Source organism: Ruegeria sp. BHSA163, from assembly GCF_059613365.1.
Map to the genome: position 1 here is coordinate 49,517 of NZ_JBXWSJ010000014.1, position 13,609 is coordinate 63,125.

Annotated in this window: 12 protein-coding genes and 1 tRNA gene; 4 read left to right on the plus strand and 9 right to left on the minus strand. The window is 54.0% G+C overall.

Annotation, left to right across the window (positions count from 1 at the left end):
• Positions 1–10: 10 nt before the first annotated feature.
• The 5 genes from AC2FNV_RS08760 to AC2FNV_RS08780 all read right to left on the minus strand — a co-directional run bounded on the left by AC2FNV_RS08760 (position 11) and on the right by AC2FNV_RS08780 (position 3,719).
• On the minus strand, positions 11–961 hold the full coding sequence (locus tag AC2FNV_RS08760; protein ID WP_170605868.1) for a calcium/sodium antiporter: 951 nt from the start codon (positions 959–961) through the stop codon (positions 11–13).
• Positions 958–1,149: a hypothetical protein gene (locus AC2FNV_RS08765; RefSeq protein ID WP_254442600.1), complete on the minus strand. Its 192-nt coding sequence runs from the start codon at positions 1,147–1,149 to the stop codon at positions 958–960. Before AC2FNV_RS08765 ends, AC2FNV_RS08760 begins: the two co-directional genes overlap by 4 nt.
• Positions 1,130–1,927, minus strand: a complete 798-nt coding sequence (locus tag AC2FNV_RS08770; RefSeq protein ID WP_170605866.1) for a S49 family peptidase — start codon at positions 1,925–1,927, stop codon at positions 1,130–1,132. The genes AC2FNV_RS08765 and AC2FNV_RS08770 overlap by 20 nt, the downstream gene beginning before the upstream one ends.
• A 104-nt stretch (positions 1,928–2,031) precedes the next feature.
• Positions 2,032–2,793 (minus strand): ABC transporter permease, encoded by a 762-nt coding sequence (locus AC2FNV_RS08775; RefSeq protein ID WP_170605864.1) that lies wholly within the window; start codon positions 2,791–2,793, stop codon positions 2,032–2,034.
• Positions 2,790–3,719, minus strand: a complete 930-nt coding sequence (locus tag AC2FNV_RS08780; RefSeq protein WP_170474699.1) for an ABC transporter ATP-binding protein — start codon at positions 3,717–3,719, stop codon at positions 2,790–2,792. The genes AC2FNV_RS08775 and AC2FNV_RS08780 overlap by 4 nt, the downstream gene beginning before the upstream one ends.
• A gap of 154 nt (positions 3,720–3,873) precedes the next feature.
• Between AC2FNV_RS08780 and AC2FNV_RS08785 the strand changes: the two genes are divergently transcribed.
• Positions 3,874–4,992 (plus strand): CaiB/BaiF CoA transferase family protein, encoded by a 1,119-nt coding sequence (locus AC2FNV_RS08785; RefSeq protein ID WP_170605862.1) that lies wholly within the window; start codon positions 3,874–3,876, stop codon positions 4,990–4,992.
• Between the two features lie 15 nt (positions 4,993–5,007).
• Here the strand turns inward: AC2FNV_RS08785 and hemE are convergent, their stop codons facing one another.
• A complete protein-coding gene (gene hemE, locus AC2FNV_RS08790; RefSeq protein WP_170605860.1) occupies positions 5,008–6,042 on the minus strand; it encodes a uroporphyrinogen decarboxylase in 1,035 nt (344 codons plus the stop codon).
• 107 nt (positions 6,043–6,149) lie between these two features.
• Here hemE and hemC point away from each other — a divergent pair, with 107 nt between their 5' ends.
• Positions 6,150–7,115, plus strand: a complete 966-nt coding sequence (gene hemC, locus AC2FNV_RS08795; RefSeq protein ID WP_170605858.1) for a hydroxymethylbilane synthase — start codon at positions 6,150–6,152, stop codon at positions 7,113–7,115.
• Between the two features lie 211 nt (positions 7,116–7,326).
• Here hemC and AC2FNV_RS08800 read toward each other — a convergent pair whose 3' ends face one another.
• Positions 7,327–9,576, minus strand: a complete 2,250-nt coding sequence (locus tag AC2FNV_RS08800) for a CHASE2 domain-containing protein (protein ID WP_170605856.1) — start codon at positions 9,574–9,576, stop codon at positions 7,327–7,329.
• 34 nt (positions 9,577–9,610) lie between these two features.
• Entirely contained in the window at positions 9,611–10,630 is a 1,020-nt protein-coding gene (locus AC2FNV_RS08805) for a FecR family protein (RefSeq protein WP_254444598.1), read from the minus strand.
• A 349-nt stretch (positions 10,631–10,979) separates the two neighbouring features.
• Between AC2FNV_RS08805 and AC2FNV_RS08810 the strand changes: the two genes are divergently transcribed.
• Positions 10,980–11,069: transfer RNA gene (locus tag AC2FNV_RS08810), tRNA-Ser, on the plus strand.
• A 360-nt stretch (positions 11,070–11,429) separates the two neighbouring features.
• On the opposite strand, the gene AC2FNV_RS08815 is transcribed toward AC2FNV_RS08810, so the two are convergent.
• A complete protein-coding gene (locus AC2FNV_RS08815) occupies positions 11,430–12,743 on the minus strand; it encodes a recombinase family protein (protein ID WP_496773004.1) in 1,314 nt (437 codons plus the stop codon).
• Positions 12,744–12,814: 71 nt separating this feature from the next.
• Here AC2FNV_RS08815 and AC2FNV_RS08820 point away from each other — a divergent pair, with 71 nt between their 5' ends.
• On the plus strand, positions 12,815–13,519 hold the full coding sequence (locus tag AC2FNV_RS08820; protein WP_496773006.1) for an IS6 family transposase: 705 nt from the start codon (positions 12,815–12,817) through the stop codon (positions 13,517–13,519).
• The last annotated feature ends 90 nt before the right edge of the window (positions 13,520–13,609 follow it).

Sequence of the window (13,609 nt, forward strand, 5' to 3'; positions counted from 1 at the left end):
CTAGGTCAGATCACGCCAGAAGAATGACGACATACACCAAATATAACATCGTCAATACCATGCCCCACACGCGGGTAATGTCCTTTTTGAAGAACACGAATGGTACCAGCAACAGCGACGCACCCAACATCACCCAAAGATCGAACTGCAAAAATTCTGGGTCTACAGGGATGCGACCGAACAAAGTGGCAATGCCGATAATGGCCAATAGATTGAACATGTTCGAACCGATCACATTGCCCAACGCCACGTCCGCCTGCCTGCGCAAAGCAGCCATCACAGTGGTCGCAAGTTCCGGCAACGATGTTCCAACTGCGACCAGTGTCAAACCAATCACAGTTTCGCTCACACCGTATGTGAGAGCTATGACGGTTGCGTTTTCCACCAGCAGATGGGCACCCATCGGTAGTCCGATCAACCCGAGGATCAGGTAGATCGACAGTTTCCAGTAAGGCATATCCGGGTCGGCCTCTTCCAACCCTTCCAATTCTTCTTCAGCAGCACAAGCACTGCGGTGCGCGTGCGCTTCACGAAAAGCGTTTGCAAGAACCAACGCCAAGGCAGCAAGCAGGATTACCCCGCTGAGCAATGTAAAGACACCAAGAAATGCCAAGGCGATGAACAGAACCGATGCAATCAACATGAATACATAGTTCTTGCGACTGTCACATTCGCTGGTGTGAAGAGTGGCCAGCATGGCCGGAACGCCCAAAACCAAAAGTATGTTTGCCGTGTTCGAACCGACCACGTTACCCAGCGCGATCCCCGGAGCATTTTCTTGAACAGCACTGATGGCAATCAATAGTTCAGGGGCCGATGTGCCAAAGGCCACAATAGTCAAACTTACAATAAGCGCGGGTACACCTAACCTTAGGCTGAGGTTTACCGCGCCGCGCACCAGCGCGTCTCCGGCCAGTAAAAGGATAAGCAACCCCAGGCCGGAAAGCAGCCACGCCGTCATCCGCGGCCTCCTTTTTCACAGGCGCAAGGGCCTTTACCTATTCGAAAACGGCCGCAGCGCAGACATTTAGCGGATTTCAGGCGGCGTTGTCCGGGAAAGCGAAGCTTGCCGAACATCGCCAGTACCCCCATAGCAATCAGGAAAAGGGTTACGGCCTTGATGATCACGTTACAACCCGAAACGCGCATAGGCTGCGCGCTCCTCAAGGCCGGCAATTGCGTCCTGGGTCAAAGTAGCACCAATGCGCGACCAGATCTGCTTGCGCAGGCCGTAGCGGCGGAATTTTACTTTTTCTCCATAGCGTTCCTGCATTTTCGGCTTCAAATGGGCAATCCCGTCAATCAGGCCCAGTTCCTGCGCCCTGCGAGCCAGCCAAATCTCACCGTCAAACAAATCGGCTTTTCCATCCAGCTTGTCTCCACGACGTGTTTTTACGTGCGTGATAAAGTTTTCGTGGATATCGCCGAGCAAAGTTTTTAGCCGTTCGACATCTTCTTTCTTTTCCGGGGCGAATGGGTCCAACATCGATTTTGACTGACCGGCAGTATGAACCCTGCGTTCTACCCCCTGCCGCGCCAAGAATACATGGGCACCAAAGCCCGCAGAAATAACTCCTATTGAACCAATGACAGAGCAGTCATCGGCCCAGATTTCGTCAGCCGATGCTGCCAACCAATAACCACCTGACGCCGCCACGTCTTCGACAAATGCAAACACTGGAATTTCCAGCTCGTCTGACAGACGCCTGATCCGCGCTCCAATCAGTGAACTTTGAACCGGAGACCCTCCAGGAGAATTGATTTCGAGCGCAACTGCGACTGGTTTACCCTTGCGGAATGCTTTTTCCAGAATTGGGGCCAGCGTCGTGTCGCTCAGAGACGCACGACCGGCCATGCCAATAGCTCCGGACAAACGGATCACGGCCACAAGGGGGGACTTTTTTAGAAAAGGCAGGCTGAACTTCATGGGTGCCGATGTAGAGTGCGCCTCACGCTTAAACAAGGGAACCTGAGGGCCATATCCACGACGAAAACCAATTTAACACATCCGATGGGCAAAAATGCAACGCCCTAACTGCGGATGCGCCAGCCAGTTTTGAAGATCCAGCCAACTATTGCAAGGCACCCACAGGTAAAGGCCAGGATGGCTAGCAAACTGAAAGCGATCGGCACATCCGCCAACCCGTAGAATGACCAACGAAAGCCTGAGATCAGATAAACCACTGGATTGAACAATGTAATGGTCTGCCAAATGGGCGGCAGCATTGAGATTGAATAAAATGTGCCGCCCAGAAAAATCAGCGGCGTGACGACAAGCTGCGGCACCAGCGACATCTGTTCGAAATTGCCGGCCCAAATACCGATAATAAAGCCCAGTAACGAAAAGCTTAAACACGTCAAAATCAGAAACGCTGCCATCGCAAACGGGTGTTCAATACGAATGTCCACGAAAAATGTAGCAGTCACCAAAATCACCAAGCCCACAAATAGGGACTTGGTGGCCGCAGCCCCAACATAGCCGATCACGATTTCGATGAAATTAACAGGTGCCGAGAGCAGTTCATAGATTGTACCCAGAAACTTCGGGAAATAAATCGCGAATGAAGCGTTCGAAATTGCCAGCATTACAACCGACAATATTATCAGCCCGGGAACAATAAACGCGCCATATGGCACGCCTTCGACCTCTTGAATCCGGCTGCCAATGGCGGTTCCGAAAACAACAAAATAGAGAGTTGTAGAAATAACAGGCGACAGAAAACTTTGCGCCAAGGTGCGAAAGAACCTTCCCATTTCAAATCGATAGATTGCGGCAATCGCAGACCAGTTCATTCGGGTTCTCCGGACACCAGGTTGACAAATATCTCCTCGAGGCTCGACTGACGGGTCTGCACGTCCCTCAACACAAGGCCTGCTTGCGCGACGTCGTTCAGCAAGGTTGTGATGCCAGTACGTTCGGCGTTGGTGTCATAGGTAAACACTAGAACATCGCCAGAGCCGTTCAACGAAAGCCGATGGTCAGACAGGCTGTCCGGGATGGAGTCGATGGGCTCGTTCAGCGTCACCTCGATCTGCTTCTTTCCCATCTGAGACATCAGCGTCTCTTTGTCCTGCACCAAAAGCAACTCGCCCTTGTCAATAACGCCAATTCGATCAGCGATAGCTTCGGCCTCTTCGATGTAGTGCGTCGTCAATATGATGGTGACACCAGCCGCTTTCAATTCGGCCACGATCGCCCACATATCCTTTCGCAGTTCTACGTCGACGCCAGCGGTGGGTTCGTCCAGAAACAACACGCGAGGTTCATGCGCCAAGGCTTTGGCAATCAGGACGCGCCGTTTCATACCGCCCGACAGTTCCTTCATTGAACTACGGCGTTTGTCCCATAGCGACAGTTTGCGCAGAATATCTTCAATCTTGGCGTTATCTTTGCCATAACCGAACAACCCGCGTGAAAAACGCACCGTGTTCCAAACCTTTTCGAAGGGTTCGAGCGCGATGTCCTGCGGCACTAATCCAATCATCTGACGCGCTGCTCGGAAATCCGATTGAGTATCGTACCCCCCCACAGTAACAACGCCCGAAGTCGGCGTCGTAATACCACATACTGTTGAAATCAAAGTCGTTTTTCCGGCGCCATTTGGACCTAACAGAGCCAGTATTTCCCCTTCTTTTATGTCCAGTGAAACGCCCTTCAACGCCTCAAAACCGCCCGCATATGATTTGCGCAGATCCTTGATCGACAAAATCGTATTCATGTTCGTCCTCGTTCCGCTGTGCACATTACCGCGACAAATCATGGGCGAACAGATCAAAATCGCACACATGACTGTTCGCAAAGGCTGTAGACTGTTCAATGTACGCTTGCTTTCCGGGTCTTGGAACGAAACCCTACTTTGCGGGAGGGCAGCTATGCTGGATGGATTACGCATTATCGAAATCGAAGGTTTAGGACCTGGCCCGTTCGCTGCCATGCTGTTAGCCGATCTTGGCGCGGACGTGATCACGATACACCGGGCGGGTGGACCTGTGACACCCGCCACACCTGATCGGTCTCTGTTGGATCGGGGAAAACGATCCGTTGAACTGAACCTGAAGGAACAGGGCGATCTTGAAATCGCCCGACGCCTCATCGCCTCTTCCGATGCGCTGATCGAAGGTTTTAGACCTGGCGTAATGGAGAAGTTAGGATTGGGGCCCGAAATGTGCCTGGCCGAAAACCCCAAACTGGTTTACGGGCGTATGACAGGCTGGGGTCAGGACAGCCCAAACTCGGAAACCGCCGGCCACGACCTGAACTATATCGCCCTGTCAGGCGCGCTTTGGTACGCCTCTGCCCCAGGCTCGGTTCCTCAGACCCCTGCAACACTTGTTGGCGACATAGGCGGAGGTGCAATGTATCTGGTTACGGGGATTCTTGCTGCCCTGTTGAATGCCCAGCAGACCGGTCGCGGCACCGTAGTTGACGCAGCCATATATGACGGCTCTGCCCATTTGATGAACTTGCTGATGAGCCTTGGCCAAGTTGGCGGCTTATCAGAGACACGTGGTAATAGCCTTTTGGACGGGCCACATTGGAGCCGTTGTTATACTTGCTCGGATGGCAAGCACATCTCAGTCCAGTGCCTCGAGCCAAAATTCTATGCGGAATTCTTGAAGCTGCTTGATCTTTCTGGTGACCCAAAGTTTCAAAACCAGTTTGACGCGGCACTTTGGCCAGAGTTGACGGAACGCTTGGCCGAACTTTTTTCCACTAAATCGCGCGATCAATGGGCAAAACTGTTTGCTGGCACTGATGCCTGTGTCGCTCCTGTTCTAAGTCCGCAAGAAGCACGGCATCACGAAATGAACCGGGCCCGCGGAACATGGCAAACACTCGATGGCGCACTACAGGCTGCTGCCGCGCCAAGGTTTTCAACGCATAAATGGCAACCGAGGCCAATACCCACCCGTGGCGAACACACGAATGAGATTCTGGCCGATCTCGGCATTGACACCAAGCCCCCAACGAGAACCAATAAATCTGTCTAATTTAGTATAGCGGGTTTACCTGCCGCGTACCGTGTCGATCATCAGCTGCACGTTATCAGGGTCGGCATCCGGCGTAATCCCATGGCCGAGATTAAAAATATGCGGCCCATTGGAAAAAGCTTCGACAATCGCGCGGGTTTCATTGACCAGTGCCTGCCCACCCGTGACCATGTGTGACGAAGCTAGATTTCCTTGAACGCATCCGTCTACTTGAACATGTTTCGCGGCCCAAACAGGCGACACGGAATTATCCAAGGCGACGCAATCAACACCGGTGGCTTGCGCAAAACCCACATAGCCCTCACCCGCCTCGCGAGGAAATCCAATCACGGGAATTCCCGGGTAGCGTTCTTTGATAGCTTTTGTAATGATCCGACAAGGCTCGACCGAATATTTCCGAAATGCTTCCCCTTTGAGAGACCCAGCCCAGCTATCGAATATCTTAACGACTTCCACGCCAGCGTCGATCTGCGCTGACAAATATTCGATGGTGGCAAAGGTGATCCGGTCGAGTAAAGCCTCAAAAAGAGCCGTGTTTTCCTGCCTCAGTGCATGGGCAGGACCTTGATCAGGTGTACCGCGTCCGGCAATCATGTATGTCGCGACCGTCCAAGGCGCGCCAGCGAACCCTATCAGCGTTGTCTCCGGGGGAAGTTCGCGCGCAAGGATGCGAACCGTTTCGTAGATTGGTGAAAGGGTATCGTGAATTTCGCTTGCAGGATTGAGTAAATCAAATTCTGCCTGCCGTGAGATTGTGGACAAGCGCGGTCCTTCGCCCGCAACGAACCAAAGGTCAGCACCCAGCGCCTGCGGCACCAAAAGGATATCAGCGAACAGTATCGCTGCATCGAACCCGTAACGTCGGATAGGTTGTAATGTCACCTCGGCCGCCAGTTCCGGATTGTAACACAGCGATAGGAAATCTCCCGCTTGGGCGCGTGTGGCTCGGTATTCAGGCAGATACCTGCCCGCTTGACGCATCATCCAAATGGGAGGCACATCCTGAACCTTGCCCGCCAACGCCCGCAGCAATTTCTTTTTCTCGGCCATGCATGCCTCCATTCCTCCTACTTGCCGCAACGGGTCCGCCTTCGGCGTCAATTTGTCAAGCGCTGCCCCCATTGTCAGGGCAATGTGACGCGACTAAAGCTGGACTCATGAACCTGACTCTCCCATCACCGGCATCGCCCCTTAAAATCGGAACGCGCGGATCGCCGTTGGCCCTGGCGCAAGCTTATGAGACACGTCAGCGGCTGAAAGATGCCTTTGAATTGCCCGCTGATGCCTTTGAAATCGTGGTAATTAAAACGACGGGCGACAATCGCGCGATGATCGACGCAGACCGCCCATTGAAAGAGATCGGGAACAAGGGTCTATTCACCAAAGAAATCGAAGAGGCGATGCTGTGCGGTGACATAGACATTGCAGTACACTCGACAAAGGACATGCCAGTTGCACAGCCAACGGGGTTGCTGCTGGACACTTATCTTCCACGCGAAGATGTGCGCGATGCATTCATCTCACCGCGATTGGGTGAGATTGGCTCTTTGCCCGAAGGCGCAGTGGTTGGCACGTCTTCACTGCGGCGGCGCGCGCAGATATTGCACCGCCGGCCAGACCTGCGGGTGGTCGAGTTTCGAGGAAATGTTCAAACGCGATTGAAGAAGTTGGCGGAAGGCGTAGCGGATTGCACATTCCTTGCGATGGCCGGACTACGTCGCCTTAAGATGGAGGAGATTCCGGCAACGGCAATTTCTACTGACGAAATGCTGCCTGCCATCGCTCAAGGGGCTATCGGAATCGAACGGCGTCAGGACGATTTTCGCTCTGCAGAAATGCTTCAGTCGATTCACTGCCCTCAGACAGCAGCGCGTCTTTTGGCCGAACGCAACCTGTTGGCCGGGCTGGATGGATCCTGCGAGACGCCAATTGCGGGGCTGGCAGAACTGGACAATGGCCAGATTTACCTGCGTGGCGAGGTTTTGCGCCCAGACGGGTCTGAGGTGATCGCCGATTCTGTTACGGGGCCCACGGAAGACGCCGCCGATCTGGGGCTGGAACTTGCCCAATGGTTGAAGAAAAGAGCCGGCGCCGGATTTTTTGACTGGTTCGAGCGCGAATAATCTAAGTCAATGTGAACTGCTTCACTGCCAGCACTGGTATTGTGATACATTAATAAGGTGTTCCGGCAAGGTGTCAGATCATTCTCGAATACATCGAATTTTTTACTCGGTTTTGTTTTAGATGGTATTCGAGGGGGCGAGACCGATCCATCTGACCGAATGAAACGGGTCACTGCATCATAAATGCAGTGACCCGTTTGCTTTTTATTAATCAGGACGTTGCGCGTATACCCGCCACTTTGCGTAGGGTGCCGCGATGGCTGAATTCAACGCGTGTCGTCTGTGCATCTAAACGGAAATCTGCCATCCGGCCGGGTAAGGCCCGGTAGAACCTCTTTAAACCAGGTTCGACAATTTCGGACAACGCGGTGCACTCCGCGCAAAGCTCAGAAACTTCATCCTGCGCGTTTCGGTCTCGAATAGCCGCAATCAAATGCTCATGTGCAGTTTGCAGGGTTTGGAATCCTTCGGTTTCTGCAAGAGATTTGTCACCAACCAAAACGAAAACGGGTTCAGGGTCGCTTTTTCCTTTTAGATCGACAAACCCTGCTTCCAGCATGGCGAGATCGAAACGCGCAGCGTTGTTCACCGATGCCGAAACCAAGATGTCATAATCCACGTGTCGGCAATTCTGCTCGATACGGGCAGCCACATTCACAACATCACCGATAACGGTATAGTTGAATCGGCTTCGCGACCCAATATTCCCCACGCAAGCCCAGCCAGTCGCGCACCCGGTCGCAAGTGCAATCGGTTGTCTGTCGCGCATCGCCTCTGACTCGTTGAATTCTGTCAGCGCAGCCCGCATCCGCAGCGCTGCATGCGCCGCCCGACATGGATGATCTTCAACCGGCAGCGGTGCGTTCCAGAAAGCCATGACCGCGTCACCGATGAATTTATCAATTGTTCCACGCTCATGCAGAATCTGATCGCCCAATTGCGAAAACAGCTCGTTCAGCAAAGTGACAAGATCCGTGGCCGACACGGACTCGGACAATGGTGTGAAACCGCGGATATCGCTGAACATCACAGTAATTTCTTGGGTCTCACCACCCAGTTGCAGCCGGTGGCCCGACAGCTCCATCTCGTCTAAAATTTCAGGTGCAACGTAATGAGAAAAAACCTGTCGAATCTCGCGCTTTTCTCGCTCGGTCGAGATGAAAAGGTACCCTGCCAACAACCCAAAATTGGCCATCCCACCCATCAATGGGAATGTCACATCGAATAAAACGAGCTGATTTTGAAATGCCAGCCAGCTGGTTCCAAGAACCACAGCAGCCGCCACTCCCCCCGCGACAAATGATGTAACTGCTCCAAAACTTGACATCACAGCGATTACTATAAGACCCAACAATACGAATGACAGTAACTCCAAAGCGGCAGTAACATCTGATCTGCTTAGCATCTCTCCGGTCAGGATCTGCTCGAGGATTTGGGCATGAATCGAAACCCCCGGCACGGACTCGCCAAGCGATGTTTGGTGCATGTCAAACAGCCCAGCCGCAGATGTACCCACCAAAATAATCCGACCTTCGATTTCTGAGCGCAAATCAGGGTCGTTCGGGTTCTGCATAATGGCATCCGCTGACAGATACAGATCAGGCTGGTCCCGCCTGTACCTAACCCAAACCTCGCCGTTCTCTGTTGTAGGCAGCCGAAAGTCGCCAATCTCAACCGCAAGCACGATACCAGCCTCGTCAGATGAGCCTTCGACCAAAATGTACGGCGCATCCAATGCAATTCTCAGTGCTTCGATGCCCAAACTTGGCAGCGCCCCTTCTGGCCCACCCCACAGCACAGGAACGCTTCTGATAACCCCTGTTCCTCCTAACGGTGACACATTCACACCCCCAATCCCGGCCGCGCTACGGCCCAGCGGGGGGGCAATTGGGGTCCAGTGAGGCACAGAAATCAGTCCTGATGTCGGACTTTCGCCGATCTCTATTATGCCCGCCTTTGCAGTCATTCGGCTTCCTTCGCTGGCATGCCTTGCAGCGGTGCCCATCACGACTGGCCAGTGGGCAACCTCAAGCCCAAACAGAACATCATAGTCAACTTTCTGCGCATGGCGTTCTACCGTTAAAACTCCATCAAGCGCCGGGTCATTAAGCAACCGGGCAGGAGAATACCTGTCAGGCTCGACAAACAGCATATCAAAGGCAATTGCCGCCGCACCGTTTTCTCCAAGGTTCTGGACCATCTGTGCCAATAAGGTTCGCGGCCAAGGCCACTGCCCCCAATTTGCAAGTGACTGTTCGTCAATATCCAAGACCCGAACAGGGAGATCAGGGTTATACTCTCGCGGTGAAATGCGTTGCAAAATATCGAAGTATATCAATCGCGTCATTCGTACCGGATAGGGATCCAAAACTCGAATGAAGCAACCCAGCATGATCAATCCCAGACCGACCAGACGAAATGCGCGTCTGCGGCTTGTTTTTTCTTTGGACTTAACGGTCACTTCAGCCTCCGATTGTGGCAGGTGGCATCAGCGTTCAGGTGCTGCCCTTTTTACCTTTACCCTTCCCATGCCCGGGACCCTTCCCCTTTCCAGGGTTGTCATAGCCGCCGGAGTTGCCGGTTTGCCCCGCTGGATTAGAACCGTCCTGATGGCCCGACCGATTTCTCGCTGCCTCGGGCTCGGGTGCCGGAGGTTCAGACGCGGGCGGTTCGGAAGCCGGCGGTTCTGGGGCAGGAGGTTCTGGGGCTCGAGGCTCAGGAGAAGCAGGTTCAGGAGCAGGGGCTTCACTTGGTGGATCTGATGACACCTCGGCCCGGAAAGCGGCTCTTTGTGGGCGTTCGGGTCGCGGTTCTGGGGCGTCAGATTTTTGAACCGGCAGAGGTGCAGATTCCCCAGAACATCCACCAACATCGACCTGCAGAGGTGTCAGCAGGCTTATTTGGGATTGAACAAAAGGAAACCCGTTCTTCAGGGCCAAATCGTATTGGTCAGGATCAGCCGGACGACCCACACTTCCATTCTGGGTGGTCGCAAAAAGGCTGCACTGGCGCCCGGTTGAGCGGCAAGAACCCCGTCGACCGCACATACGCACTGTGCCTTCCAGAACAAGCATGGCGCTTTGAGTTCCTGGTACAATCCACATATCGAATGTCGTTCCACGCACCGCCATCGTGGCCTGAGGCGTCTCTACAGAATAAGCTCTTTTTCGGCTCTTTCCTGAGATAAACCTAAAACTCCCACCTAAGGCCTGCACCGCGAAACTCTTTGCCTTTCGGTTGCTCCGCAACATAGTCACATCCAGAACCATGCGCGCATTCGGTCCGACGGCAATTTTGGTCTCATCCGCGAATATCAACTGAACAACACCAGACCGGTTTGTGGCGATTGTGTCACCCGAGACAACTTCCATGCCTTCGCGCAATGTGATGGTCTTTCCCGAACGAATTACTTCAGCACCTTGCTGGACGCTCAGAACCTTTCCTATTGCGGCCGAAACTGACGCCGGCAGCGCCAAAAGAACAAAAACAAAAACAAAAACTCTATACCAGGCCAAAACCAAGTCCCCTTCCCCCAAAAGGCTCCCGTTAGGGTCTAAAACACCCTCTGCCCGGTCTTGCTCCTCAATTTGCCGATAAAACTATGTCTATTAACAGCACTAAAACTTAGCAATTATTCACTGAAACTGGGACTTTTGGCAAGTGTACGGAGATTTTCACCTGAAGAAGTAACTTTTCACCGTTCAAAAAGCCGCGCCACAGTCGGAAAATCACGAGACTTTTCCTCACAACATTTAGCGCACAGGATTTCTAATCCGGCAAAAACGCTTGTGCATCTCAGAAAAATCAAGCCACCCAAGAAAATCGTCTTGTATCTGCATGACTGGCAAGGATATACCCGCCAGCGGAGACGTGGCCGAGTGGTCGAAGGCGCTCCCCTGCTAAGGGAGTAGGCGGGAAACCGTCTCGAGGGTTCGAATCCCTTCGTCTCCGCCACCCACCCCTATCTCTGTCAGCAGATTCCTTATATCCCTGTTTTGTCTCGTTATTTCGGGCGCTTGGCCTTTGCCATCTGCCAGAGAGACGACCGCAATGCCCCGAGCTGGCGTGATATCCGCATGCGGTCTCCGAAGGCACCATCACGCGCTTCGGTTAAGGCTAGAATTCCCTGCTAACAGGGAATTAACAGGGAAATTCTTCAAGTGTGGGCCTATTGAGCGGTTTGGCGTCCTGAATCGTCTCGTATTATCAGTATCTTGCACGAAAATTCCCTACGCAAAATAACAGGGAACATTTTCGCGATTATCAGGGAAATTTTTCGGAGGAACAGGGAACGCCACGTCCAGATGAGGGATGTCACTGACCGCCTTCGAAGCCGTACAACCTGGCCTGCGCGTGCCAGTCGAGTGGCGCCGGTTTTCGGATGATCCGTTCGAGTGTCAGGTCCGTTGGTTGTCGCCCTTCGAGGATCGCCCCCTGGATTTTGGGCGACAAGAACGCTAGCTGCGATCGGGTCCGAATGTAGGATTCCGAGTGTGTGGTCGCGGCGGCAATTTCACTCAGCGGCTTTCCGCTGCGCAATTCGGCTGCCCAGACATGCGCGCGGGAAAGAGCGCGAAGGAGCGTACGATCTGGTTGAGGCTCGCGGTCGCCGATGACGATCCTTCCTTCGACACCGCGTCGGCGAAGTTCGAAGGGAGCCTCAATCGTCCGAACCGCGCGGTCTATCTCATTGGGTTTTATTTCCAACGCCTCGGCTAGACCATCCGCATTCAGCCGCAGGACGATGCCATTCTTCGTGATACTCCCATCGTCCAAGATCTTCTGCAGAAGATCGGGCGCGCCCTCTGAGAGCCGATTGGCGAGTTGTCGCGCCTTCGCCTGAATGGCGCTGTCGCGCTGCAGATCGGGTCGTGTGCAAATCCGATGGTCATAGGCCAGTTTGCGGATGCGCCCTGCAATGGCGTTGGCTACAGCCTGTTCCAAGGCCGGCGCGGGCAACCGCCAGCCTCGCGGGTCTGTTCCGCCTGAGATCAGCCGGTTCGAGATGTAATATCGGATCTGCCGTCCATGACGGCGAGTATGCGTTGGGGTCAGTCGATCTCCGGTTTCGTCACAGAATTTTCCGGTGAGCGGTGCGATAGGCCTGGCACCGAGTTGCTGGGCAGCCGTCTTCCGACCCCGCGGCCGTTTACTGGCGGCCTCGAGCTTTTCCTGGACCCGGTCCCAAACTGCCTCGCTTACGATCGGCTCATGCTGCCCATCCCATACCTGGCTCTTGTGCCGGATCTTGCCGATGTAGATCGGGTTGCGCAGAGCCGCATAAATCTGGCCGCGTGAGAACCGATTGCCGCCCTGGACACGCCCGGATTTGAAGCTGTGCCGCTTCGAGCGTAGGCCGATCTCACCTGCGCGACGCATGACAGCATTCAGGCAGCCGAGGTCATCGTAGAGGCCGAAGATCGTCCGCACTGTTTCAGATTCTTCGGCGTTGACGACGAGGCCGCGGGTTTTTGGATCAGGATGCGGATCGTACCCGAGCGGCGGCACACCACCCATCCAAAGGCCCTTTTTCTTGGAGGCCGCGATCTTGTCCCGGATTCGTTCTGCCGTCACCTCGCGCTCGAACTGGGCAAACGACAACAGAACGTTGAGGGTCAGCCGGCCCATGGAAGAGGCGGTATGGCATTGTCAGAGGAAACCGGCTTGAGGCGGGCAGGGCGGATTTGTAGCGTCTGGACATGACCAAACCTGATCCATTTCGCTACTTTAAAACGAGCCGTGAGATAATCCGCCTGGCAGTGATGCTGTACGTGCGGTTTCCATTGTCGCTCCGCAATGTGGAAGATCTGCTCCATGAGCGCGGCATTGATGTGAGCCATGAAGCTGTGAGGTTTTGGTGGCATCGGTTCGGTCCAATGTTTGCCGCGGAGATCAGAAAGCGGCGGATTGCGGGCATGAAATCGAGCAAGTGGCGCTGGCATCTGGATGAGGTGTTCGTGAAAATCAACGGCGAGCGGCATTATCTATGGCGGGCTGTCGATCATGAGGGCGAAGTCCTGGAAAGCTTCGTTACAAAGACACGTGACAAGAAAGCCGCATTGAAATTCTTAAAGAAAACAATGCGCAAACACGGTCGCCCTGAGGCGATCGTCACGGACTTGCTGCGCTCGTACGGTGCGGCCCTGAAGGAGATCGGTGCTGCTGATCGGCAGGAAACCGGCCGCTGGCTGAACAATCGAGCAGAGAATTCACACCTGCCGTTTCGACGACGAGAGAGGGCCATGCTTCGTTTCAGGCGTATGCGAAGTTTGCAGAAATTCGCCGCCGTCCACGCCTCAATTTACAATCTGTTCAATTCGGAAAGAAGCCTTCACTCACGACCCAATTTTAAACTCAACCGTGCCGCTGCTCTTTCTGAGTGGCGCGGTCTCGGCACGGCATAACGGGCAGTGCCACTGTCCTTGTGGAGACTGGTTCGCATTAGTCTGCCAGCACCGTTCGCTGTTCCAGACCAAAATAGACCGCGTAGAGCA